General features: G+C 53.6%; 25 protein-coding genes. 17 read left to right on the top strand and 8 right to left on the bottom strand.

Annotation, left to right across the window (positions count from 1 at the left end):
- The first annotated feature begins 1 nt into the window (after position 1).
- From N685_RS0114830 to N685_RS0114820, 3 genes are all read left to right on the top strand, one after another.
- Complete coding sequence (locus N685_RS0114830) at positions 2 to 766, top strand: ABC transporter ATP-binding protein (protein WP_031409617.1); 765 nt, start codon at positions 2 to 4, stop codon at positions 764 to 766.
- Positions 759 to 1,466 (top strand): ABC transporter ATP-binding protein, encoded by a 708-nt coding sequence (locus tag N685_RS0114825; protein WP_031409615.1) that lies wholly within the window; start codon positions 759 to 761, stop codon positions 1,464 to 1,466. Before N685_RS0114830 ends, N685_RS0114825 begins: the two co-directional genes overlap by 8 nt.
- A 125-nt stretch (positions 1,467 to 1,591) precedes the next feature.
- Complete coding sequence (locus N685_RS0114820) at positions 1,592 to 2,806, top strand: ABC transporter substrate-binding protein (protein WP_031409613.1); 1,215 nt, start codon at positions 1,592 to 1,594, stop codon at positions 2,804 to 2,806.
- A 178-nt stretch (positions 2,807 to 2,984) separates the two neighbouring features.
- Here the strand turns inward: N685_RS0114820 and N685_RS0114815 are convergent, their stop codons facing one another.
- Positions 2,985 to 3,428, bottom strand: a complete 444-nt coding sequence (locus tag N685_RS0114815) for an OsmC family protein (protein ID WP_031409611.1) — start codon at positions 3,426 to 3,428, stop codon at positions 2,985 to 2,987.
- Between the two features lie 293 nt (positions 3,429 to 3,721).
- Here N685_RS0114815 and N685_RS0114810 point away from each other — a divergent pair, with 293 nt between their 5' ends.
- The gene (locus N685_RS0114810) at positions 3,722 to 4,723 is read left to right on the top strand and encodes a DMT family transporter (protein WP_031409609.1); all 1,002 of its coding nucleotides are present in this window, start codon (positions 3,722 to 3,724) and stop codon (positions 4,721 to 4,723) included.
- Positions 4,720 to 4,977 (top strand): hypothetical protein, encoded by a 258-nt coding sequence (locus N685_RS0114805; RefSeq protein WP_031409607.1) that lies wholly within the window; start codon positions 4,720 to 4,722, stop codon positions 4,975 to 4,977. The genes N685_RS0114810 and N685_RS0114805 overlap by 4 nt, the downstream gene beginning before the upstream one ends.
- Before the next feature lie 87 nt (positions 4,978 to 5,064).
- Here the strand turns inward: N685_RS0114805 and N685_RS0114800 are convergent, their stop codons facing one another.
- The gene (locus tag N685_RS0114800) at positions 5,065 to 5,568 is read right to left on the bottom strand and encodes a QueT transporter family protein (protein ID WP_031409605.1); all 504 of its coding nucleotides are present in this window, start codon (positions 5,566 to 5,568) and stop codon (positions 5,065 to 5,067) included.
- Positions 5,569 to 5,640: 72 nt separating this feature from the next.
- On the opposite strand from N685_RS0114800, the gene chrA reads away from it, so the two are divergent.
- The 5 genes from chrA (at position 5,641) to N685_RS0114770 (ending at position 9,954) form a co-directional block, all read left to right on the top strand.
- Complete coding sequence (gene chrA, locus N685_RS0114795) at positions 5,641 to 6,843, top strand: chromate efflux transporter (RefSeq protein WP_031409603.1); 1,203 nt, start codon at positions 5,641 to 5,643, stop codon at positions 6,841 to 6,843.
- Positions 6,844 to 7,183: 340 nt separating this feature from the next.
- Positions 7,184 to 7,618, top strand: a complete 435-nt coding sequence (locus tag N685_RS0114785) for a DMT family transporter (protein ID WP_031409601.1) — start codon at positions 7,184 to 7,186, stop codon at positions 7,616 to 7,618.
- A gap of 256 nt (positions 7,619 to 7,874) precedes the next feature.
- Positions 7,875 to 8,039, top strand: a complete 165-nt coding sequence (locus tag N685_RS19830; RefSeq protein WP_167333004.1) for a hypothetical protein — start codon at positions 7,875 to 7,877, stop codon at positions 8,037 to 8,039.
- Positions 8,033 to 9,172 carry a nitric oxide synthase oxygenase gene (locus N685_RS0114775; RefSeq protein ID WP_407059686.1) on the top strand — a complete coding sequence of 380 codons (1,140 nt, stop codon included), beginning with the start codon at positions 8,033 to 8,035 and terminating at the stop codon, positions 9,170 to 9,172. The genes N685_RS19830 and N685_RS0114775 overlap by 7 nt, the downstream gene beginning before the upstream one ends.
- Positions 9,169 to 9,954, top strand: coding sequence for an ABC transporter ATP-binding protein (locus tag N685_RS0114770; RefSeq protein ID WP_031409597.1), 786 nt, complete (start codon positions 9,169 to 9,171; stop codon positions 9,952 to 9,954). The genes N685_RS0114775 and N685_RS0114770 overlap by 4 nt, the downstream gene beginning before the upstream one ends.
- Before the next feature lie 90 nt (positions 9,955 to 10,044).
- Here the strand turns inward: N685_RS0114770 and N685_RS0114765 are convergent, their stop codons facing one another.
- Positions 10,045 to 11,196, bottom strand: a complete 1,152-nt coding sequence (locus tag N685_RS0114765) for a Ger(x)C family spore germination protein (RefSeq protein WP_031409594.1) — start codon at positions 11,194 to 11,196, stop codon at positions 10,045 to 10,047.
- Positions 11,197 to 11,379: 183 nt separating this feature from the next.
- On the opposite strand from N685_RS0114765, the gene N685_RS0114760 reads away from it, so the two are divergent.
- The 3 genes from N685_RS0114760 (at position 11,380) to N685_RS0114750 (ending at position 13,800) form a co-directional block, all read left to right on the top strand.
- On the top strand, positions 11,380 to 12,132 hold the full coding sequence (locus tag N685_RS0114760; protein WP_031409592.1) for an SDR family NAD(P)-dependent oxidoreductase: 753 nt from the start codon (positions 11,380 to 11,382) through the stop codon (positions 12,130 to 12,132).
- 69 nt (positions 12,133 to 12,201) lie between these two features.
- On the top strand, positions 12,202 to 12,972 hold the full coding sequence (locus tag N685_RS0114755) for an SDR family NAD(P)-dependent oxidoreductase (RefSeq protein ID WP_031409591.1): 771 nt from the start codon (positions 12,202 to 12,204) through the stop codon (positions 12,970 to 12,972).
- Between the two features lie 48 nt (positions 12,973 to 13,020).
- Positions 13,021 to 13,800: an enoyl-CoA hydratase/isomerase family protein gene (locus N685_RS0114750; RefSeq protein WP_031409589.1), complete on the top strand. Its 780-nt coding sequence runs from the start codon at positions 13,021 to 13,023 to the stop codon at positions 13,798 to 13,800.
- 261 nt (positions 13,801 to 14,061) lie between these two features.
- Here the strand turns inward: N685_RS0114750 and N685_RS0114745 are convergent, their stop codons facing one another.
- The 4 genes from N685_RS0114745 to N685_RS0114730 form a co-directional block, all read right to left on the bottom strand.
- Entirely contained in the window at positions 14,062 to 14,889 is an 828-nt protein-coding gene (locus tag N685_RS0114745) for a serine/threonine protein kinase (RefSeq protein WP_031409587.1), read from the bottom strand.
- Positions 14,889 to 15,086, bottom strand: a complete 198-nt coding sequence (locus tag N685_RS19170; RefSeq protein ID WP_071880191.1) for a hypothetical protein — start codon at positions 15,084 to 15,086, stop codon at positions 14,889 to 14,891. Before N685_RS19170 ends, N685_RS0114745 begins: the two co-directional genes overlap by 1 nt.
- 78 nt (positions 15,087 to 15,164) lie before the next feature.
- The gene (locus tag N685_RS0114735) at positions 15,165 to 15,377 is read right to left on the bottom strand and encodes a hypothetical protein (RefSeq protein ID WP_031409585.1); all 213 of its coding nucleotides are present in this window, start codon (positions 15,375 to 15,377) and stop codon (positions 15,165 to 15,167) included.
- Positions 15,361 to 17,451 carry a DNA topoisomerase III gene (locus N685_RS0114730; RefSeq protein ID WP_031409582.1) on the bottom strand — a complete coding sequence of 697 codons (2,091 nt, stop codon included), beginning with the start codon at positions 17,449 to 17,451 and terminating at the stop codon, positions 15,361 to 15,363. The genes N685_RS0114735 and N685_RS0114730 overlap by 17 nt, the downstream gene beginning before the upstream one ends.
- A gap of 202 nt (positions 17,452 to 17,653) precedes the next feature.
- On the opposite strand from N685_RS0114730, the gene N685_RS0114725 reads away from it, so the two are divergent.
- The 4 genes from N685_RS0114725 to N685_RS0114705 all read left to right on the top strand — a co-directional run bounded on the left by N685_RS0114725 (position 17,654) and on the right by N685_RS0114705 (position 20,987).
- Complete coding sequence (locus N685_RS0114725) at positions 17,654 to 19,027, top strand: sensor histidine kinase (protein ID WP_031409580.1); 1,374 nt, start codon at positions 17,654 to 17,656, stop codon at positions 19,025 to 19,027.
- A gap of 2 nt (positions 19,028 to 19,029) precedes the next feature.
- Positions 19,030 to 19,710: a response regulator transcription factor gene (locus N685_RS0114720; protein WP_031409578.1), complete on the top strand. Its 681-nt coding sequence runs from the start codon at positions 19,030 to 19,032 to the stop codon at positions 19,708 to 19,710.
- 286 nt (positions 19,711 to 19,996) lie between these two features.
- Positions 19,997 to 20,563 (top strand): YdhK family protein, encoded by a 567-nt coding sequence (locus N685_RS0114710; RefSeq protein WP_031409576.1) that lies wholly within the window; start codon positions 19,997 to 19,999, stop codon positions 20,561 to 20,563.
- Positions 20,564 to 20,798: 235 nt separating this feature from the next.
- Positions 20,799 to 20,987 carry a hypothetical protein gene (locus tag N685_RS0114705; protein ID WP_031409574.1) on the top strand — a complete coding sequence of 63 codons (189 nt, stop codon included), beginning with the start codon at positions 20,799 to 20,801 and terminating at the stop codon, positions 20,985 to 20,987.
- 53 nt (positions 20,988 to 21,040) lie between these two features.
- Here the strand turns inward: N685_RS0114705 and N685_RS0114700 are convergent, their stop codons facing one another.
- Positions 21,041 to 22,414, bottom strand: coding sequence for an amino acid permease (locus N685_RS0114700; protein ID WP_031409572.1), 1,374 nt, complete (start codon positions 22,412 to 22,414; stop codon positions 21,041 to 21,043).
- Positions 22,415 to 22,606 lie beyond the last annotated feature (192 nt).

Raw genomic sequence — 22,606 nt, 5'->3', positions numbered from 1 at the left:
GATGCTTTTACACGTCGAACGGTTGACGAAGCGGTTTGGTGGGCTTCTAGCGGTCAACGATGTCACGTTTTCCGTCGAACAAGGGAAAATCAACGCCATCATTGGCCCAAATGGAGCCGGCAAATCGACGTTTTTCAACTTAATCAGCGGCTTGTACCGGCCGACGTCGGGGACGATTGTGTTCAAAGGGCGCGATATTACCCGACTGCCGGCGAACGAACGAGCGAAACTTGGCATCGCCCGCACGTTTCAAACGACTCACTTGTTTGAACAGGCGACGGTGATTGACAACGTCATCATCGGCCATCGTCTCCGTACGTCATCCAACTTATTTGATGCCATTTTGCGCACGAAACGGCATCGCCGCGAAGAGCAGGCGTGCAAAGAAAAAGCGATGGAAGTGCTCGACTTTGTTGGATTGACCGATGTGGCGGATCGGATCGTGGCCAATCTATCGCAGGAGCAGAAAAAGCGGGTGGCGTTCGCGCTTGCCTTGGCGACCGATCCGGAGCTCGTTTTGCTTGACGAGCCAGCTGCCGGCATCAACCCGGATGAAACGGAAGGGCTTGAGGAGTTGATCGTCAAAATGGTAGAAGGCGGCCTGACCGTTTGCCTCATTGAGCACAAAATGTCGATGATCATGAAACTTGCCGACCGCATTATGGTGTTAAACTACGGAGAAAAAATCGCGGAAGGAACGCCTGAGGAAGTGCGGAACAACGAGGCGGTCATTCAAGCGTATTTAGGAGGGAGCGCCAGTGCTTGAAGTTGCAAACGTATCGGTCCGCTATGGGAGTTTTACCGCCATTCGTGATGTGACGTTTTCCGTCAAGCGCGGGGAAATCGCTGTCTTGCTTGGCGCCAACGGAGCAGGAAAAAGCACATTGTTTCGCGCGATCAGCGGGCTGCACAAGCCAGCGCAAGGGGAAATCCGCCTTGATGGCGAGCGCATCGATTCGCTGCCGCCCGACCGCATCGTTCAGCGCGGCGTCGTGCAGTGTGCAGAAGGACGCAAACTGTTTCCTGGCATGAGTGTATATGAAAATTTGCTGATGGGCGCTTACGTTCATCGAAAGGATAAACAAGGCATCCGCCGCTCGATGGAACATGTATATGAGTTATTTCCCATTTTGCGTGAAAAGCAGAATGAGCCAGCCGGATCGTTAAGCGGCGGCCAGCAGCAAATGCTCGCTATCGGACGCGCCTTAATGTCGCGCCCTGTCGTACTTTTGCTTGACGAGCCGTCGGTCGGGCTCGCTCCGCTCATTGTCGAGCAAATGTTTGCGACCATCCAACAAATTAACGCGGAAGGAACGACCATCTTGCTTGCCGAGCAAAATGCCCATGCCGCGTTGTCGATCGCTAACCGGGGTTACGTGTTTGAAAATGGAACGATCGTGGCTTCCGGGACGGCGGAAGAGCTGCTGGCCAACGACAATGTCCGCAAGGCGTACATTGGTGCATGATACACCTCATCCTGTCCACGAGTGAAAGCAAGGAGAGGAGATGGCGCTGAAAGGAGGTGAATAACGGCTGTGCTAAATATTATCTAAATATTCAAAATAATAAATAATCAATAGGGGGGAATAGAATGAAAAAAAGAAAATGGTCAATCGCTGTTATGATCGCGGCCATCATGATGTTGATGCTTGCGGCGTGCAACAATTCGCCAAGCAGCAATAACGCCAACGGCGGAAACAATAGCGGAGGAGGAGGCGGTGAAACGGGTACGGTCAACATCGGCTACAGCGGCCCACTGAGCGGCCCGGCTGCCTATTATGGCCAACGGACGTTAAACGGATTGAAAATGGCGGCAGAAGAGATTAACAATAACGGCGGCTTTGAGGTGAAAGGAAAGAAATACAAAATCAATCTCGTCCCATTAGATGACAAATATTTGCCAAACGAAACGGCGGCGAACGCCAAACGCCTTGTGCAAGAGCATCATACGCCGATCATTTTCACTCCGCACAGCGGCGGCGTCATGGCGCTGCAAGTGTTCAACCAAACGGACAATTTCATCATCGCGGCGTATACGAGCGAGCCGAAAATTACACAAACGGGCAATAAGCTGACCGTGCGCATTCCGCCGCGCTATGACGGCTACATCCCGACTTTTACCGATTATGCCATGAAGCATTTCGGCAAGAAACTCGCCGCCTTGCCGACGGCGACGCAATACGGGAAAGACTGGACGGAAAAACTGTTGCCGTATTGGGAAAAACAAGGCGGAAAAGTCGTCTACAAATCATCGATTGACTTTACGAAAGACACCGACTTCTTTACGATTGTCACGAATGCATTGAAAGAAAAACCCGATGTCCTGTTTATCGGCGGCGCTTCGGAGCCGACGGCAAAAGTGGCGAAACAAGCGCGCGAGCTGGGCTTTAAAGGCGGATTCATTATTATGGACCAAGCGAAGCTTGACGAAATGAAGCGAGTGACCGGTTCTTATGATATGTTGGAAGGTTCAATCGGCGTCATGCCGCTTATCGAGTCAGACGAACCGGCCGTTCCGGAGTTTGTGAAAAACTATCGGGCGAAGTTCAATGAAGATCCGGGATCGGAAGCCGCTTACAACTATTTGGCGCTTTACGCGTTCGTCGAAGCCATGAAAGCTGCCGGTTCGGTTGACGACCCGCAAGCGATCCGTGAACATATGAACGACGGCTTAAAAAACATTCCAGCCGAAAAGAAAGTGTATAACGTCCCAAGCATCGGCGACGATGGCGGTTTTGAATCGGAAATCGTCGTGGCCGCGGTGGAAAATGGAAAAATTGTGCCGATTGAGTTAATCCAACAATAATCAACGATGCAGATTGACAAGCAGAGGAATCCGATCATCGGGCTTTCAATGGGACTGCTCTTTGCATGAGCCCTGAAACGCGCATCCCGTAGATGGAGCGGCATAGGGATAAGCCATACAGAGGCTGTCTGAAAAGGTCATCACGCGACTTTTCCAGACAGCCTTTTCCATTTCCACATTATGACGTTTTTTGATTCATTATAGGTACTGTGGGTACGCCTCTTAGGGTGTCTTTGACCGGGCAGACACGTTCAACGTGTTCAATCAAGGCTTGGACGTTTTTTGGATCGGAAGGAGAGTCAATATCAATATGGTAGCGAATTTCTAAGAATCCAGGCCGAACGTCCGCTTTCTCCATAAAGCCATCGGGATCTAAATCCCCTTCTACGTGTACTTGGACTCCTTTCAGTTCGACCCCGTGATGGCTGGCAAACAGAGAGACCAGTACATTGATGCAACCGCCCAGTGCAGCTAGGACCAGCTCTACGGGATTCGGTCCCTGATCAGTGCCTCCCAAGGCTGGGGGTTCGTCAATGATGACTTGCTTGCCGTTAATGTCAGCCACTGAGCGTACTCCTTCGCCAGACCATTTGACATCAGAGGAAAAGGTGAGTTTAGGCATGAAAAAACCTCCTGACAAATACGAATAGTGGATAAATTAAGAATAATACATAAATACCTATTTGACAAGTAAGAATTAAAGAAAATGGAGGTGACAGAAAGAAGAATGAATACAGTGTTGATCGGATTGTCGCTCGGTGCAACCACTTTCGGTTGGGTTCTCTCTTAATACTCATCTAATAAAACTATGTTCTAAATAATCAACAAAACAAATAGAAAAATTTCCAATCGTGCGATAAAATAAAGTTATTCCGCCACCTAGCGAATACAATCAAACAAGGGGAGAGACCGGCGATGCGGGAGATGGCCATCGGCCTTGTCGCTTCGTTCTTTTTTGCTGTCACGTTCATCTTGAATCGTTCCATGGAATTAGCTGGCGGCAGCTGGCTGTGGAGTTCGTCGCTTCGCTTTTTCTTTATGGCGCCGCTGCTATTTGTCATCGTTCTTTTCCGCCGCAACATCCGCTCGGTTTGGCATGACATCAAGCGCCATCCGCGGGTGTGGATCACCTGGGGGACGGTCGGATTCGGCTTGTTTTACGCGCCGCTCACCTACGCGGCCGCCTACGGGCCGGGGTGGCTTGTGGCCGGGACATGGCAGTGCACGATTATGGCTGGTGTTCTGCTTAGCCCGCTGTTTACGAAAACCATCGAAACGCAAAACGGAACGATGTCCGTGCGCCGTCCGATTGAAAAACGAGCGCTCTTCATTTCGCTTTTGATTTTGTTCGGCGTCGTTCTGATCCAGTTCCAGCAAGCAGGCCGCCTGACATGGAACGAAATGGCATTGGGGGTCTTTCCTGTGCTCCTTGCCGCGTTTGCGTATCCGCTTGGCAATCGGAAAATGATCGAACATTGCGCCGGGCGCCTCGATGCGTTTCAACGCGTATGGGGGATGACGATGGCTAGTCTGCCGTTTTGGCTGGTGGTCGCGTTGATGGGCTGGCTGACATCAGGGGCGCCGTCCGCGGGGCAAACGATGCAGTCGTTCATCGTGGCCATGAGTTCCGGGGTCATCGCGACGACATTGTTTTTTATCGCTACCGACCGGGCCAAAGGGAACGAGCGAAAACTGGCCGCTGTGGAAGCGACGCAGTCCGCGGAAGTCATGTTTGCCGTCATCGGTGAAGTACTGTTCTTGTCCGCTCCGTTGCCAAACGGATGGGCGGTCGTTGGTTTGGCCATCATCATCATCGGGATTTGCTGGCATAGCTTCGAATCGACAAGAACGGTGAAACGCCCGGCGCCGCCCATTTCAACAGCGCGGCGCCTCGATCGGGCGGGGGGAGAACCGTGAGAATCATCGTATGCGTTCTGCTTGTCTGCCAGACGCTTATCATCTACGCTTGGATCAGCGATTGGCGCCAGCTTGTCACCCCGGCCGGCCTTTTTATGTGGGTGGGCGGAATCGCGGTCGGCCTTGCTGTTCTTCGGGCGGGGCGGGGCCTATCGCCAAGATGGCGAAGGGCGCTGAAGATCACGACGGCGGGAGTCATCTTGCTTGCTGCGATGTCATTGATCATTGAATGGGCTGTCCGTTCGATGCCGTAGTCCACATCGATATGGGGCTGATCAAGACTTTCCCTGTGGCCTGCGGGGAATGCGCCTTGAGTATGGATCCGAGCCCCAAGGGGGCTGCTAACGCCTTTGATAGGCGGAATTGAACAGCTCCGGCGCCAAGCGGCGGCCAACAGCATACATGATCGGCGCGCCGAGCGCCATAACGACAAATTCGCCGATGGCCGTCGTCAGCCATGTGAGCCAAAACGGAAAACCGAGCGCCAGCTTTAATTCAAGGGCGATGAGGCCCATTGTGACGGTAAACGACAATGTATTGACCGCCATGCGCGCCCAAACGTTCTTGACATAGCGCATGGAAACGATCGTGATCAGAAGCGCCAGCACCGACTGGCCGACGCCGAATACGAGGTCATACGCGCCGATCGGCGAGAAAAATAAATTGGCGAAAAAGACCCCAAGCACGATGCCAATGGCGTATGTTGGGCGAAATACAACGAGGTGGTTCAATAGTTCCGATACGCGAAACTGAATGTTCGTAAAGCCAAACGGCTGAATGAGCGCTGTCACCGCGATGTACACAGCGGCGATCAAACCGTTGGTCGCCATCGTTCGAACGTTCATCATCTTCTCTCCTCTCGTGAATGATGATATGATTGTAGCATGACCATCTCGTGAACGAAAGGAGCAGGATCCATGACTGCAAAGGATCAACGGGCAGGAGACCGACGAGGCTCCGTCTTTGAGGTCGGGATCACGGCGCTCCGCCTTGGCTTGACGTCGTTTGGCGGTCCGGTGGCCCATCTTGGCTATTTTTATGAAGAGTACGTGAAACGAAAAAAATGGATCGACGACAAAACGTACGCCGATCTCGTCGCCCTTTGCCAATTTCTCCCCGGCCCGGCCAGCAGCCAGGTCGGCATCGGCATCGGGCTGATGCGCGCCGGCGTCTGGGGGGCGCTGGCGGCTTGGCTAGGGTTTACATTGCCGTCGGCGGTTGCGCTTAGTTTGGTTGCCGTCTGGCTGCAACATGCTTCGTGGGAAGAGGCGGGCTGGATGCACGGCTTGCTGTTGGCGGCTGTCGCGGTCGTCGCTCAGGCGGTATGGGAGATGGCGCGCAAATTCGCTGCCGGCCGCTTGGAGGCCACGCTTGCGACCGCAGCGGCGATCGCCGTGCTTCTCATGCCGGGGGCATGGAGCCAAGTGGCGGTGATCGCCATCGCCGGGGCCATCGGCGCGGTTGGACGGCGCCAAACCGTCGAGCCGTCTTCCGTGGGCATCACGCCTTTCATTCGCCGTTCCATCGGTTTTCTGTTGCTTTCCTTGTTTGCCGTGCTGCTTGTCGCGCTGCCGCTTGCCCGCGCTTGGATTCATTCACCGCTTTGGGCGCTGTTTGACAGCTTTTACCGCGCCGGGGCGCTCGTGTTTGGCGGCGGGCATGTCGTGCTGCCGCTTTTGGAAGCGGAAGTGGTGCCGCAAGGGTGGGTCACGGCCAGCCAGTTTTTAGCCGGCTACAGCGCTGCGCAAGCTGTTCCAGGGCCGCTGTTTACCTTGGCCGCGTACGTCGGCATGGCTGCGTTCGGCTGGAAAGGTGCGCTTGTCGCCACCATCGGCATTTTCCTCCCCTCATTTTTGCTTGTGCTCGGCGCGTTTCCGTTTTGGCACTGGCTTCGCCATCAGCCGCGCTTCCAAGCGGCGCTGGCCGGCATTAACGCCGCTGTCGTCGGGATTTTGCTTGCGGCGCTGTATGATCCGATTTGGACAAAGGCGGTGAACGAGCCGGCCGATTTTGCCTTTGCCCTGGGCGCCTTTCTGCTGCTTACCGTCTGGAAGTGGCCAGCATGGGCGGTTGTTCTCGTTTCCTTCGTCGGCGGGTGGCTTCGTGCGCTGTTCGGTTGATTTTGGCGGCTAACGGACAGAGGGCGTTGGTTGCGTTTCAGAGCCGATCAAAGATTTTCGTGCCCATCCATCAACGTTCGCCCGCTGACGTTCGAAGTTTGATAAAGGCTCATGCGCTCGTCCCTGCCTCATGGACGATGATGGAAAACGAGAAGCCAATGCCACAAGGTTTCTCAATGGGGCAACAAGGCGGTGAAGCAACGGGCTCCTTTCATCACCGCTCTTTTCGCTCCCTGTTCGGCAAAGAGGAAGAGCGTGTTCGGCCGGACTTTGAATCGGAGGAGCTCTTTTGAATCCATGTTCGGCAAAGAGGACAGAGAAAAAGGAGGGCAAAAGACGGATGAAGTGGTTATGGATGACGATGGCTCTAGCGGCCGGGATGGCCGTCTCCGTACAGGCGGGGGTGAACGGCGGCCTTGGCAGGCGGGTCGGGGTGCTTGAAGGGGCGTTCGTTTCGTTTTTCATCGGAACGATCGTCTTATTTTTCGTGCAGTTGTTTTTCGGAAAAGGCGAGCTGCTCGCGATGTTTTCCGTACCGAAATGGCAGTTGACGGGCGGCATTCTCGGCGCTTTTTACGTGTTTGTCATGGTGCTCATCGTTCCGAAAATCGGCGTCGCCAATTCATTGGTGGCCGTGATCGCCGGACAGCTCGTGATGAGTTCGATTGTTGATCATTTCGGATTGTTCGGTGGGCAGCGCATCCCGTTTGATTGGACGCGCTTCGCCGCCATGGGGTTTCTGTTTTTGGCGCTATGGCTTTTTTTCCGCAAATGAACAGCAGGACTGGCCAGGTTGGTTTCATTTTTCCATGATCCGCTCATACTAACAACAGCATGATCGACTGAAAAGAAAAGGAAGCGGATCAAAGTGAAATAGGTTTTCTCTATTTTCTTTTGGAAGCATCTGCTACAATAGAGGGGGAGAGCGTTGCTCCATTCTCAGTTGCCCCGTGGGAGCGGCAGCTTGCAGCAATGATATGGCTGTCGCACGATGGAAGGACGTTCCACGCGGGGGAAAAGGAGAGAGAATCATGTTGATCCGTCGACTGCTCGGTTTCGCGCTCATTTTTTTTGCCATTTCGATGTTGGTTGAGCAAATGTGGTGGGTCGGGGGAATTTGTTTCCTCATCGGCATCGGAATGACCGCGAAGAGTTTCGGTTATGGAAAATGGAGGAAGGAGAAGCATACATGGTAAACAGCGAGAAGAATATGCATCAAACAAAGCGGAGACAGCATGATGGGCAGTTGATGAAAAAAGCGGAACAGTTTGTCACGGCGAGCTATCAGGAGCTTGGAAAAAGTGAGAAAGAAATGAAGCGGCGGTTGAACGAAATCCGTTGGGAAGTGGAACAAACCGGCACATATAGTCATACGTACGAAGAGTTAAGCTACGGGGCTAAGATGGCTTGGCGGCATAGCAACCGCTGCATCGGTCGCCTGTTTTGGCAATCGCTCCATGTCATTGATGCGAGAGAGGCGGCGACTGTTGACGAGGTGTTTTCTTATCTGTTCCATCATATTGAGTTTGCGACCAATGGGGGGAAAATCCGGCCTGCGATCACAATCTTCCGTCCAAATGGGGAAGTGCGCATCTGGAATCACCAACTGATTCGTTATGCCGGTTATGAAACTGAAGAAGGGATGATCGGCGACCCATCCTCCCTCACTTTCACTCGCGCCTGTGAACAGCTTGGGTGGAAGGGGGAAAAGACGCCCTTTGACGTGCTTCCTTTGGTGATCCAAGTAGGCGGCCAAAAGCCTGTTTGGACACCGATTCCGAAAGAATTGGTGCTGGAGGTGCCAATTGAACACCCAGAGTTTCCGTGGTTTCGCGATCTGCAGGTAAAATGGTACGCCGTCCCGATTATTTCAGATATGTGTCTAGAAATTGGCGGCATTAGCTATATGGCCGCACCGTTTAACGGGTGGTACATGGGCACGGAAATTGGCGCCCGCAATTTTGCCGATGACAATCGCTACAACATGCTTCCGAAAGTGGCCTCTTGCATGGGGCTTGACACCAGCTCGAACGCATCATTATGGAAAGATAAGGCGTTGGTCGAATTGAATATCGCTGTTTTATATTCCTACAAAAAGGCGGGCGTCAGCATCGTTGATCATCATACCGCCGCGCGCCAATTTCAGTTGTTTGAACAGCAAGAGAACGCAGCCGGGCGCCATGTCACCGGCGACTGGACATGGCTGATTCCACCTCTGTCACCAGCGACAACGCACATTTTTCATCGGTCGTATGACAACACGACCATGTTGCCCAACTTTTTCTATCAGGATCGTCCATATGAACCACAAAGGGGAGAGGCACAATGACCGCCATTATCCGCATGCGCAACGTGTCATGGATGCGGGGAACGCGCGCGATTTTGCATGAAATCGATTGGGAAGTGAAAGAAGGCGAGCAATGGGCGATTCTTGGCCTCAATGGCTCCGGGAAAACATCGCTTCTCAATATCGTCACAGGTTATCAATACCCGACGCGCGGGGAAGTTGAAGTATTAGGCTATCGATTTGGACAGGCGAGTCTGCCAGAGTTGCGACGGCACATTGGGTTTGTCAGCAGCTCGCTCCTTGATCAATTTCACGACACGCTGCAAACCGAGACGGTCGAAAATGTCATCCTCAGCGGCACGTTTGCGACGATCGGCCTGTATGATGCCGTCACCGATAACGAGCGGGCGAAAGCAGAATCGTTCATGGAAGCGTTCCGTTTGCAAGCGGTCAGGGGAAAACCATACGGGACGCTCTCACAAGGAGAAAAGCGGAAAACATTGATCGCTCGAGCGTTGATGGCGAATCCGAAGCTGCTTATTTTGGACGAGCCGACCGTTGGCCTTGACTTATTGGCGCGGGAAGACATCTTATCCTTAATTAAGCAAATCACTGCCCAGTCGTGCCATGTTTTATACGTCACTCATTATATTGAAGAAATTGTCGAATCGATCACCCATGTGTTGCTTTTGCAGGACGGGCGCATCGCCGCCGCGGGACGAAAAGAGGAGGTATTAACCAACGAGCAGCTTTCAGAAGCGTTTCGTCTTCCGATCCGTGTTCATTGGGAACACGGTCGGCCGTGGGTATCGCTGGAACGTTGAAGATGGATGGACTACTGGCTCCCTAAGGTGCGAAGACCATACCGGGAGCCCCTCCAACCATAAAAATGCGAAAAAGCATGTAACAACCATCTAGTCGCCTGCACGATAATCCAGTTTTTCCTTGCCGGAAGAGTTGATGGAAAGATGGACGGAAATGTTTCGAATGGTGTTTTTCTTTAATGGGATGAGGCCGTTTTGTTCCCACTGCTTCCATTGCTGAACATTGTGTCGGTACAATTGATCCGATACATTCAACGTGTCAATGTTTCGCTTGATCCCCCATTCATATGCTTGTTGGATTTCCTGTTTGACCGTTTGCGCCGCAAGCTTGGCCAGTCGGACTCGTGACAGCGGCTTACGCAGCTCGATCAGGCTTCCTTGAGCTTGAATGGTCAACTGAAATGCAGGACCATCTTTGGTCGAAAGAACCGACCATTTCGCTTTCGGATGACGAACGACAAGAGAAGCAACCGTTTGCCGTCCTTCTTTCACGTAAATGGGTGTTCGGATCACATCCCGTTCTGTCCACCGAACGCCTAATAGCTCCCCACGGTCCGCGCATTGCTTCAGTTCATAATCATGCAAAAAGCACACACCGCTAAGGGACGGCATTTTCTTTTTTTTCATATTCTCCGTCCAACTAGCAGGGTCAAGGGTAATATACGGGATTCGAAGCGTCGAGCTATGTTCATCGCTGATCGCAATCAGACGGTTAAACCGAAGCGGTCGAATGAAGGAACTTTGCTTGAATAGTTCTTCAGGATTCGTCAGCATAGAAAAATACGAAGAAGCGCGTAATAAAGGAGTCGCTTTAAACAAGTCTCCTAGAGGAGCGTCTGTCGCATAAACCCAAATCGTATGACGGATCTCGTGATACCGCGTTAATAAATCGACGACCCCTTGCACGACTTCTTTTTTCAACGCCCGCTTTGTAAACACGATGCTTTTGACGTGCCCCCATGAGACCATTTGCTGAATGGAAGTATAAAGTTCATGGGCGGCTGTTTCGGGTGTTTCTCCTGTTGATCGGCCGATGGCCACAGTGGAGACCTGTCTCCCTCCGCCATACTCTGTTTTTGCTAATCCGCTGAAGTTGATGAGCTGTACGTACAGAACGAGTTGGCGATTATCATAATCAATTCCGATCGAGTGAATATAGACGATTTGATCAATATTACGGTTTCCCCAACAGCCACTAAGCAACAACATCATCAGCCCTACGGCAACAAGACGGAGGTACATAGGAAATAGTCCTCCTTCCATTTCATATTTGTCCATTTTATTATGTATTGCAACATTCCTTTTTATACTCAAGATGATTCTAAATATTATAAATATAATTTCAATTAAAGAAACAAGTATAGTATAATAGAATTGAAACATACTAACCAGTTGGTATTCATATCGTTTCCGGGAGGGGAAAGGATGAGGCTGCAAGGGAAGGCGGCTGTTGTCACCGGCGGCGCCAGCGGCATCGGCCGAGCGACAGCGATTCGGTTTGCGGATGAAGGGGCGAAAGTCGCCGTGAGCGACATTGATAAAACAGGCGGGGAGGAGACGGTCCGCCTCATTCGCGAACGCGGGGGCGAAGCGATCTTCGTCAAGGCGGATGTGTCCCGTGCGAAGGAAGTGCATGATCTTGTCCAAGCCACCGTCGCTGCGTTCGGCGGCCTACATATTCTTTTCAATAATGCCGGCATTGGCCATTCCGAAGTGCGGAGCACCGACTTGTCCGAAGAGGAGTGGGATCGGGTCATTGATGTGAATTTGAAAGGAGTCTTTCTTGGGATCAAATACGCGGTGCCGGTGATGAAGCAATGCGGCGGCGGGGCGATTGTCAATACGTCGAGCTTGCTTGGAATCAAAGGGAAAAAGTACGAATCGGCCTATAACGCTTCGAAGGCCGGGGTGATTTTGTTAACGAAAAACGCCGCGCTCGAATACGGCAAATTCAATATTCGCGTCAACGCCGTCGCTCCGGGCGTCATCGATACGAACATCATTACGCCTTGGAAACAAGATGCGCGCAAATGGCCCATCATCTCGAAAGCGAACGCCCTCGGCCGCATCGGAACGCCGGAAGAAGTGGCGAATGCGGTATTGTTTTTGGCGTCCGATGAGGCTTCCTTTATCACTGGGGCGACGCTGTCAGTTGACGGCGGCGGACTGACGTTTTAGACGTCAGACGGCTGATACGGGGCAACGGATGAAAACAAAGGCCGCACAAACGAGAAGGGAGAGGAAACGATGCGTTTTGCAAATACCGTTGCTGTGGTTACTGGAGGGGGAAGCGGCATTGGCCGGGCGACGGCCATCCGCCTCGCTCAGGAAGGGGCGACTGTCGTGCTTGTCGGCCGCACGGCCGCCAAACTGGAAGAGACGGTGCAAGACATCGCGCGTCTTGGGGGGCCAGGTGTGGCCGATCGGTTTGCGGCCGATGTCACGGACCGTGAACAAGTGCGCGCCTTGGCCGCATACGTCCAAAATCGGTACGGCGATTTGCATGTGCTCGTCAACAATGCCGGCATTTCGACCCATACGAAATGGCTCGAGCTCACCGAACAAGAGTGGGATGATGTGCAGCGCGTCAATATGAAAAGCGTCTTTCTTGTCTCGCAAACGCTCGCTCCGCTGATGATCGAAGGGGCGAAGCGGGAGCGCGCCAACCGGGCCATCGTCAACGTAGCCTCCTTGTCCGGCCATCAGGCGGGGGCGGAAATTCCGCATTACAGCGCGGCCAAAGCCGGCGTGATCAATTTGACGAAGTCGCTCGCCTTGGAGTTGGCCCCCTTCGGCATTCGCGTCAATTCCGTTTCGCCTGGCTTTGTCGAGACGCCGCTCACCAAACGTGGACTGCAAAACGAGCGGTTTGTCAAAGCCATTGAACGCAACACCGCCTTAGGCCGGGTGGGAGCGCCGGAAGAGATCGCCAACGTCATTGCGTTTCTTGCCTCTTCGGAAGCGTCATACATGACCGGCTCTGATGTGTTGGTCGATGGCGGTTGGCTCATCAAATGAAGCTGTTGTGCTGGAAAAATCCAAACGGGAAAGGGAGAGAAAAAAACCATGGAAACTTCGCATTTGCTTGTGGAACGATCCGGTGCTGTCGTATGGCTGACGTTGAATCGGCCGGAGCGGCTCAATGCATTCAGCCCGGAGATGATCGCTGGGTTGACTCGTGAAATCGAACGCGCCGCCGCGGATGAAGCGGTTCGAGCGATCGTTCTATCCGGCGCCGGCCGGGCCTTCAGCGCCGGCGGCGACGTCAAAACGATGGGGCAGTCAAGCGCCTCAAAGGCGTATGAGCATATCGGCCGCCTCAACCGCTTGATTGTGACGATGAAATCATGCGAAAAGCCGATCATCGCCGTCGTGCACGGGGTTGCTGCTGGAGCGGGATTCAATTTGGCGCTCGCTTGCGATCTCATCTTGGCCGCAGAAGACAGCCAGTTCATTTTGAGCTTTGCGAACGTTGGCCTTGTCTCCGACGGCGGCGGCTCCTATTGGCTGCCGCGGCTTGTCGGCCCTCATTTAGCCAAGCAATTTTTCTTCACGGCCGAGCCGATTCCAGCCTGCCGTCTGTATGAGCTTGGCGTCATCAGCGACGTCGTTCCAGCCGAAACGTTGCGCGAAGCGGCGAAAGCGCTCGCTGTCAAATTGGCTTCCGGGCCAACGAAAGCGATCGGCAAGCAAAAGCGGCTGATCGAGCACGCCTTGAACGCGACGCTCGAAGACATTCTCGAAATGGAGCGGCTCATCCAAGGAGTGATGGTCGAGACAGACGACCATCGCGAAGGGGTGGCGGCCTTTCAGGAGAAACGAAAACCGGTGTTTCGGGGCAAATAGTCAGCCCACCGTTGAGTTCATCCGGACGAGAAGCGGGACCAAGCGGACAATGATGTCAACTCCTTCGCTTGAAGTGAGGGTTTTTGTAAAAACTGTTAAACGATCCATTCGTTTCTATAGCGATGCTTAACCTGTCGAACACATTCGTTCACGAATCATGTCCGCCGCGGATTTCGGCGCGACATGCTCTTATAATAAATCAGCCCCTCTGTCGCGCTTTAAAAGGCGGGAGGGGCTTAGCTTTTTCGGCTGTGTCGAGTGTCAACGCGCGCCTGTTTGCGCCTGGCCGCGCTCGGCCAATAGCCGCCTGACATCCATCATCAGCTCGTTGATGTGATCATACGGCGCATCCAGCTGAAGCATTTTCCGCAAGATCGCCCGAGCTTTCGGAGACAGATCCAACTCTTCCTCCCAGCTTTTTTCCTCCTCACTTGTCGGTTCGTAAGCCGAATATAACAAGAATAAGGTGAAATGCCCGAGCGCATAAAAATCGCTTCGCGGATGCGGTTCGCGCCGCAGCCGCTTTTCAAGCGGATCGTCATCGCGCCATTCTGCCGATTCACCGATATGGCACGCCAAGCCAAAGTCAATGACAAAGACGGTTCCTCGCCGCCAAATGATGTTCGGAATACGCAAATCGCGATGGACGATGCCCAAAGCGTGAATAAATCGTACAACGTCAAGCACATCAAGCAACAATCGAAACGCGGCTCGTTCCGTGTACGTGACCCCGCGGTGAAAAATGTGATCTTCCACCGTCTCCCCGTCGATATACTCCATCACGAGATAGGGCTGTCCGCGCTCCACAAATCGATCATGCAGCATCGGAATTTGCGGGTGGCGCAAGCGCGCGAGCACCCCGGCTTCGCGCTGAAGCAGGCGGCGGCCTCTCTCGCCTTTTGTCCGCCGCGCTTGTTTGATGACGACAAGGCGTCCAGTGTCATGATCGCGCCCTTTGTAGGCGATGCCGTAGCTGCCCATCCCGAGCTCTTCGATCACTTCATAGCGGCGATGAAGGATCTCACCGCTTCGATGCGGCCGGTCAAACCAGCGGGCGACGAGCGGGTGGCGCTCCATGAATCGCTTCATCAGCTGCCGAAGAAGCTCGAGAAGAAACTGCCGCTATGATGCTTCTTTTTGTAGTGATGGTGTCCGTATTGGGACGGATGATGGTGCGAGTGATGCGTTGGGCTGTAATAATGGTGATCACTGCTGCTGTAATGTTTATGATGGTACGACGGATGATGGTGCTGCCCCAACAGCGCTTTGAACAACTTCTTTAACATCATGATCGCTCCTTTACAGTAGATTTTACTTATATATACGGAACCACAAAAAGAAAGTTTCGGTTGCCGATCGCTCATTCATCCGTCCGCGCTGTGAGATGGGGGAAGCCAATCCGCTTCAGTAGACAAATCCATCGAACCGCGGCAGCGATGCTCCGCGCCATTCGTTTTCAAATAAGAACCGCCAGCGTTGATGCGGCTGGCGGTTCGTTCGGCGCTGATGTTTTGTTTTTCCACCACGTTTTTCGGCAGGGAGGCAAATGGTTTTTCGCGCTTATTCTTTGTTTTCAAGCGCCTGCTTGAGCAATTCTCCGAGATTGGTGCCAAACGATTCGTTCGTTGGGCTGTATTTTTTCAACAGCGCCCGTTCCGTTCCTTTCGCGGTGGTGCGTTTCGTTTCTTCCGCCTTTTCCACCACGTTGCACGGGCGGCATTGGAAATAGAGCCCGGCTTTCCCTTCGTGCATTTCCATGCGCCGGTGGCATTGCGGGCAGCGGCGGTTCGAGAGCTTCGGGTCGCGCCTCCGGCGGTAGCGGCATGATAAGTTCGAGCAGACGAGCATCCGTCCATCTTTCGTTTTCCGCTCTTTTAAGAGCGCGCCGCATTCCGGGCAAGTGAGCTGGGTGAGGTTCGGCGCTTTGTATACGCGCTCGCTCTGCTTGATTTCGGCGACAAGCTGCTCCGTCTGCCGGCGGATGTGGGTCAAAAACTGTTTCGGATTCCCTTTTCCGCGGGCGATGGCCTCGAGTTCCCGCTCCCAGCGGGCGGTCAACTCCGGCGATTTCAGCTCCTCGTTGACGAGCTCGATCAGCTGTTTTCCTTTTTTCGTCGGATAAAAACGGCCGTCTTTCCGCTCGACGACTTCCGTTTCGACGAGCCGCTCGATGATGTCCGCTCTTGTCGCCGGCGTGCCGAGTCCATATTTCTCCATTTGCGCAAGCAAGTCAGCCTCCGAGTAACGGGACGGCGGTTCGGTGAACGATCGTTCCAGCTCAAGCTGCACCGGTGCGAGCATTTGGCCTTCCGATAGATGGAACCATGTTGGTTTCACTTCTGTTTCTTTTTTGCCAAGAACGGTTTGAAACCCTGCGTTTACGACTGCCGTTTCTCGGGCGACAAACGTCTCGCCGCCGATTTCGAAAGTGGCGGTTGTCGTTTCATATTCATACGGCGGGTAAAAGAGCGCCAAAAAGCGGCGGGCGATCATGTCATACAGCTTGCGTTCATCGGCCGACAGCTTCCCGAGGTCAAGCCGTTCATCGGTCGGAATGATGGCGTGGTGGTCCGTCACTTTGTCATCTTGAAACACCCGATGGGCCGCTTTGGCCTTGCCCTTGGCAAGAAGCGGAGCAATGATGTCCTCATACCCCGATTTCATCGCCGTTAGCCGATCCTTCATCGTCGATGCCATGTCGCTTGGCAAATAACGAGAATCGGTGCGCGGATACGTGACGAGCTTGTGCTGTTCATACAGCCGCTGCAACACCGAGAGCGTCTTTTTCGCCGAAAAGCCAAACCGCTTGTTCGCCTCCCGCTGCAGCTCAGTCAAGTCATATGGCAGCGGAGCCGGTTCGCTTTTCCGTTTCCGCTTGACCGATGTGACGCGCGCCGGCTGGCCGTTGAGACGAGCCATCAGCCCGTTGGCCTCGTCTTGGTCAAACAGCCGCTTCCCACCGTGCCGTTCCCATGTCGCCGTAATCGAACCGATGCGGGCATGAATCGTCCAATACGGAACGGGAACGAACGATTGAATCTCCCGCTCGCGTTCGATGATCATTGCCAGCGTCGGCGTTTGCACGCGCCCGGCCGAGAGCGGGTCGTTGTATTTCGTCGTTAGGGCGCGCGTCACGTTCAACCCGATCAGCCAGTCGGCCTCGGCGCGGCAGACGGCTGATTCATACAGCCGGTCAAACTGCGCCCCGGGCTTTAACTGGCGAAACCCATCGCGGATGGCTTGATCGGTTTGCGACGAAATCCATAAACGCCAAATCGGCTTCGTCCAACCGATTTTTTGTAAAATCCAGCGCGCGACCAGCTCTCCTTCACGGCCGGCGTCGGTCGCAATAATGCAGTCTTTCACGTCGCGGCGTTTGGCCAAATGTTCAATGGCGCGAAACTGGTGGCTCGTTTGCCGGATTACTTTCAAGCCCATTTGTTTCGGAATGATCGGCAAATCCTCGAGCCGCCACGTTTCGTATTTTCGGTCATAGTCTTCCGGCATTTTGAGTTCGACCAAATGCCCAAGCGCCCACGTGACGATGTAGCGCGGTCCTTCCATATACGATTTATGCGTTTCTTTGCAGCCGAGCACGCGGGCAATGTCGCGGGCGACGCTCGGCTTTTCCGCTAACACGAGCGATTTCATAAAAAAACTCCTTTCTGTCGTCTCCCACTGAGTGCGGTCTGTTTACTAGTATAATGGAAGAAAGAAAAAGACGCATCCGCTAGGCTTGGTTCCTAACGAAACGATGGGGGTGGCAAGCTTGTCCATACTTTCTGCACATTTTCAAGGTAAAATAGAAAATGTGAAACGACCATGCCGTTTTGATCGATAAGGAGAGAATCACGTGCGAAAGCTTTCTTGGAAACTCGGCATGCTGTTTTTTGCCTTTGTCTTGGCCATTGAAATGGTGCTGTTCATTTCCCTCTATGCAACGCTTGTCCATGCGCGCATCGAAGAAGAATTTGCCCAGCTTCTGGCGCGGGGGAACAGCCACCGCAATGTGTTGGAAAAAAATTACGATCACACAACGGTTGAGCATGTTGTTATGATGGAGTCCGAAGCTGAAACCGATGTCGTCATCACCGATGCCAGGCGCCAGATTGTATCGGCTTCTAGCGGCATTGTCCCGTTTGCGAGGCAACTGATTCCGTTGACTCACGGGCGCTCCATTCCCCGTGAAGGCATGATGGTCGAAACCGATTGGAAGCGGGCGTCCCATATCGCCGCTGTCAGCCCGATTCAAATCAAGGGCGAAACAAGAGGATATGTGTATATGTTTCAAGACACTCGCTCGATTCGGACGATGGTGTATAAACTAAAGCATCATTTCGTCGTCGTTGGCGTGCTGTCAGTGGCGATCACCGTGTTGACCATCGCCTTTTTCTCCCGCGCCATCACGATGCCGCTCCTTCGCATGAAACAGGCGACTGAGGCGCTCAGCCGAGGGGACTTTTCCGTCCGCCTCGAGATAAAAGGCAACGACGAGCTGGCGCAACTCGGAAGAGCGATTCAAACGCTGGCCAACGATTTAGCGTATTTGAAACAAGAGCGGAGCGAATTTTTAGCGAGCATCTCCCATGAATTGCGCACACCGCTGACGTATGTCAAAGGATACGCCGACATTGCCAGACGTCCGCATCTGTCTGAGGAGGAACGGGCGAACTATGTAGCGATCATTTACGAAGAAGCGGAAAAGATCGAAAAGATGGTCAAAGATTTGTTTGAATTAGCTAAGCTGGAGCAACACTCGTTCCAGATTGAAAAGCAGCCGACGAATCTTTGTTCGTTTTTGGCAAAATTGTGTGAAAAACTGCGCCCGGCATTTCAGGAAAAATCGCTGTCGCTTGTGTGTCAGTGCCCCGGTTCGGTCACAGCGGCGATCGACCAGGAGCGGTTTGAGCAAGTGATGATCAACGTGCTCGACAACGCGCGGAAATACGCGTTTCCTGGCACAACGGTACAGATCGCCGTCTATCCGCAAAAACGCGAGGTCGTCGTGGCCGTTTCCGATCAAGGGGTCGGCATCCCGCCGGAAGACGTGCCCCGGATTTTCGAGCGGTTTTATCGGGTTGATAAATCGCGATCGCGGACAAGCGGCGGGACCGGACTCGGTTTGGCCATTGCCAAAGAAATCGTCGAGGCGCACGGGGGAACGATCGCCGCTCGAAGCGAACAAGGAAAAGAAACGACCATCCTCATTACGCTGCCGGAGGGATGACGATGTATACGTTGTTGTTGGTCGATGATGAAGAGCGGATGCTTGATTTATTGGAATTGTATTTAGCGCCGAACGGCTACCGCTGCGTGAAACGGCGTTCGGGCGCGGAAGCCATTGACTATTTGCGGCGTCATCACGCCGATTTGGTGCTGCTCGATGTGATGATGCCAGAACTCGACGGATGGGAAACGTGCCGCCGCATCCGCTCGTTTTCTGATGTTCCGATTATGATGGTCACCGCCCGCGACGAGACGGCGGATATTGTCCAAGGATTGAAAATCGGAGCGGACGATTATGTGACGAAACCATTTAATGAAGCGGAGTTGCTTGCACGCATTGAAGCGGTGCTGCGCCGTACAGCCGGCAGCCATTCCGCCATTCGCGCGGCCGGGCTTGTGTGGGATGAACAAGAACATACGGTTCGCTACGGAGAAACACCGATTGCGCTGACACCGAAAGAGTTCGCCATTTTGGGACTATTGTTAAAACACCCGAATCAGGTGTTCAGCCGCGGGCAAATCATTGCATCGCTATGGGGTTATCTCGCTGACACAGAAGAAAGAACCGTTGACTCCCACGTGAAAAACATCCGCGAAAAACTGCGCCGGGCCGGGTTTCCGGTGGATGAACATTTGCAGACGGTGTGGGGCGTCGGCTACAAATGGAACGGGCACAAGTCATAATCATTTTCGAAAAGAGAGGCGTTTGGGCCAAATGGAAGAACGGATGATTGAGTTCCTTCAAGCATACGGCGGAACGGCGTACTTCTTGAGTCTAGCCTGTAATGTGGCGATCAGTGTGCTCGGGGTCGTCCCAAGCGCCTTTTTGACTGCGGCCAATTTGACCGTTTTTGGGTTTTGGCCCGGTTTTTGGACCGTGCACGGCCGCCGCTTTTTGCCCAATCAAGACCATCTCCATAAAATCTGCACAAATGTCGGGTATGCTAACAAGGCAAGGAGGGTGAAAACGATGAAAAAATTAAAAATGTTGCTAGGCACAACTTCGGTTATGGCAGCGCTCTTGTTATCCGCCTGCACCGGTGCAGACGACAACCAAATGTCAAAAGAAAATACGGCTTCTCACACCGGTCATGAGGGAATGAACCACTCGGGTTCAGGAGAGGTGCCGGCTGGATTGAAGGAAGCGAAACAGCCAGCCTATCCGGTTGGAAGCAAAGTCATCATTCACGCCGACCATATGCCAGGGATGAACGGGGCGGAAGCGACTGTTTCCGGGGCGTTTGACACGACTGTCTATACCGTGACGTACACGCCAACAACAGGTGGTCCTCCGGTCAAGAATCATAAATGGGTGATTCACGAAGAAATTGAAAACGCCGGTGACAACCCGTTCCAGCCGGGGGACGAAGTCGTCTTGAATGCCGACCATATGGAGGGGATGAAAGGCGCGAAAGCCGTCATCGACTCCGCCCAACAAACGACGGTGTATATGGTCGATTACATCGATACAGAGACCGGCGAACAAGTGACCAACCATAAATGGGTGACCGAAGATGAACTGTCGCCGGCGAAATAAGGAATCGACCTTGGCGTCATCCGCACAAGCAAGGGGCTCCGAAGCGGCGAGACACCGCTTTTCCATGATTCGGTGCACCAACATTGTCCATTGCACGACAGGGAGGGCCTTAGGGGCATCCCTGTTGTTTTTTATGGGCATCAAGGTAGAATGACATCAAGCCGATGACAGAAAGTGTGAGCGAGAAAATCCTCCTCTTTCGGAGGAGGGGAATATGAATAGGGAGAGGAAAACGATGAAATGGTTTTGGCTGGGGGCATGGTTGTTTTGCCTCGGTTCGTTCGTATACGGGGCTGCGGTCAGTTTGTATCGTTTGTGGGCCGAGCGGCGAGTGGACGATCAGGCGCTGATTTTGGCGTTTGGCGTGGCGGTCGTTGGTTGGCAGGCGTGGGAGAAATGGCGGGAGGTCAACCGCGGAGGATAAGAGAACAGGCGCCGGCCATAACGGCACAAGCGCCTACTTTTCTGAACTCTTATTTAGGCGGATTGTTCGTTGACGTTTTGTTCCGACCGCCGGCTTTGCTTTTCTTTGCTCGCCCCATATATCGCCAGAACCGCCAAGATCACAAGGCAAAGAACCGATCCGATTCGATGATCACGCTGGAATAAAAAGCTCACCCAAATCGCGCCGAGCGACACGACGGCGATGAGCGTCGTGTACGGAAATCCTTTGACGCGGAAAAACGGATTCGTGTCGTAATGCGGCCGCAGTTTCAGCTGGGCCGCGCCGATCATCATCCAGACGATCAGCACTGTAAACCCAGGAATCGTCATCAACTCGCCGATGATCCGCCCCGGCGCCAAGTACGCGCCAACGACCCCTAGAGCGATGCAGACGGCGACCATTCCCATCCCGTAAAGCGGAACCCCGTGTCGCGTCGTCCGCAACAAGCGGCGGCTCGCCTCTCCTTGCTCAGCCATCGAAAAGAGCAAGCGGGACGTAGCGTACACCCCCGTATTGGCCGCCGATAAGACGGCCACAAGCAAAACAGCGTTCATCACATGGGCGGCGCCCGGAATGCCGGTGGCCTCGAGCACTTGGACGAACGGGCTGTTTTCCGCCGATACGGCGTTCCATGGCATGATGCCGCAAATGATGGCGATCGGCAGCACATAAAAGCCGATGACCCGCCATATCGTCGTTTGGATCACCCGCGGCAGCACCCGGTCGGCGTCTTTCATCTCCGTCACCGCTACGCCGATCAGCTCCGCTCCGCCGTATGAAAACATGACGACAAGCAAGGCGCTGATCATGCCGCCGACCCCATGCGGAAACCAGGCGTCGTACGTCGCATAACGGCTCCATGGGTTTCCGTCCGCTCCTTCGATCACTCCGAACCACATGCCGGCCCCAAGCAAGATGAACACAGCTAGCGCCGCCACTTTCAACCCGGCGAGCCAAAATTCCGCTTCCCCATAGTAGCGAACCGGAAACAAGTTCAGCGCGATGATAAACAGCGCGCAGCTAAGAGCGAGCAGCCAAAGCGGCACCGACGGCATCCAATAGCGCAAAAAACTGCCTGCCGCCAGCAGCTCGACGACCGTGACCAACGTCCAGTTCGCCCAATACAGCCACCCGACGAGAAACGACCAGCGAAAGCCAAACGCCCGGCGGATCAAATGCTGAACGTTTTCGCCCGGATAGGCGATGGCCATCTCCGCTAAGGCGGCCATAATGAGAAACAACAGCGCGCCGCCGAGGAGATACGTAAGAATAACGCTCGGTCCGGCCATGTGAATCGTATCAGAGCTCCCTTTAAAAATGCCGGTGCCGATCATGCCGCCGAGCGCCATCAGCTGCACATGGCGGGGCAGCAGCCCTTTTTGCAATGAGGGGCGGGAATGGTTCATACAGACACAACCTTTCTGGCACAAAGTTCGTTCGATGACACGCTTTTATGCTTTTATGCTTTTATGCAGTTAAGCAAAAAAGATAGTTTTAGAATATAATAGTTTTGTTTCTCTGTCAATGATGCACGAAAAAATCCATCGTCAATGTGGAAATGTTTTGTTATACTGGAAACAGGTTTTGAACTCGCTAAA

Origin of the sequence: Geobacillus vulcani PSS1 (assembly GCF_000733845.1) — a bacterium.
GTDB lineage: Bacteria > Bacillota > Bacilli > Bacillales > Anoxybacillaceae > Geobacillus > Geobacillus vulcani.
Note: the sequence above shows the minus strand (reverse complement) of the source record. Positions and strands in the feature narration are given on the sequence as shown.

Bases quoted from the DNA above. Each gene is read 5' to 3' on its own strand.
- chrA (WP_031409603.1), top strand. From the start codon at position 5,641: ATGACTGCAAAGGATCAACGGGCAGGAGACCGACGAGGCTCCGTCTTT.
- N685_RS0114775 (WP_407059686.1), top strand. From the start codon at position 8,033: ATGGTAAACAGCGAGAAGAATATGCATCAAACAAAGCGGAGACAGCAT.
- N685_RS19830 (WP_167333004.1), top strand. From the start codon at position 7,875: ATGTTGATCCGTCGACTGCTCGGTTTCGCGCTCATTTTTTTTGCCATT.
- N685_RS0114765 (WP_031409594.1), bottom strand. From the start codon at position 11,196: ATGTACCTCCGTCTTGTTGCCGTAGGGCTGATGATGTTGTTGCTTAGT.
- N685_RS0114830 (WP_031409617.1), top strand. From the start codon at position 2: ATGCTTTTACACGTCGAACGGTTGACGAAGCGGTTTGGTGGGCTTCTA.
- N685_RS0114810 (WP_031409609.1), top strand. From the start codon at position 3,722: ATGCGGGAGATGGCCATCGGCCTTGTCGCTTCGTTCTTTTTTGCTGTC.
- N685_RS0114760 (WP_031409592.1), top strand. From the start codon at position 11,380: ATGAGGCTGCAAGGGAAGGCGGCTGTTGTCACCGGCGGCGCCAGCGGC.
- N685_RS0114820 (WP_031409613.1), top strand. From the start codon at position 1,592: ATGAAAAAAAGAAAATGGTCAATCGCTGTTATGATCGCGGCCATCATG.
- N685_RS0114755 (WP_031409591.1), top strand. From the start codon at position 12,202: ATGCGTTTTGCAAATACCGTTGCTGTGGTTACTGGAGGGGGAAGCGGC.
- N685_RS0114745 (WP_031409587.1), bottom strand. From the start codon at position 14,889: ATGAAGCGATTCATGGAGCGCCACCCGCTCGTCGCCCGCTGGTTTGAC.
- N685_RS0114705 (WP_031409574.1), top strand. From the start codon at position 20,799: ATGAAATGGTTTTGGCTGGGGGCATGGTTGTTTTGCCTCGGTTCGTTC.
- N685_RS0114815 (WP_031409611.1), bottom strand. From the start codon at position 3,428: ATGCCTAAACTCACCTTTTCCTCTGATGTCAAATGGTCTGGCGAAGGA.
- N685_RS0114720 (WP_031409578.1), top strand. From the start codon at position 19,030: ATGTATACGTTGTTGTTGGTCGATGATGAAGAGCGGATGCTTGATTTA.
- N685_RS0114800 (WP_031409605.1), bottom strand. From the start codon at position 5,568: ATGAACGTTCGAACGATGGCGACCAACGGTTTGATCGCCGCTGTGTAC.
- N685_RS0114785 (WP_031409601.1), top strand. From the start codon at position 7,184: ATGAAGTGGTTATGGATGACGATGGCTCTAGCGGCCGGGATGGCCGTC.
- N685_RS0114750 (WP_031409589.1), top strand. From the start codon at position 13,021: ATGGAAACTTCGCATTTGCTTGTGGAACGATCCGGTGCTGTCGTATGG.
- N685_RS19170 (WP_071880191.1), bottom strand. From the start codon at position 15,086: ATGTTAAAGAAGTTGTTCAAAGCGCTGTTGGGGCAGCACCATCATCCG.
- N685_RS0114700 (WP_031409572.1), bottom strand. From the start codon at position 22,414: ATGAACCATTCCCGCCCCTCATTGCAAAAAGGGCTGCTGCCCCGCCAT.
- N685_RS0114710 (WP_031409576.1), top strand. From the start codon at position 19,997: ATGAAAAAATTAAAAATGTTGCTAGGCACAACTTCGGTTATGGCAGCG.
- N685_RS0114730 (WP_031409582.1), bottom strand. From the start codon at position 17,451: ATGAAATCGCTCGTGTTAGCGGAAAAGCCGAGCGTCGCCCGCGACATT.
- N685_RS0114770 (WP_031409597.1), top strand. From the start codon at position 9,169: ATGACCGCCATTATCCGCATGCGCAACGTGTCATGGATGCGGGGAACG.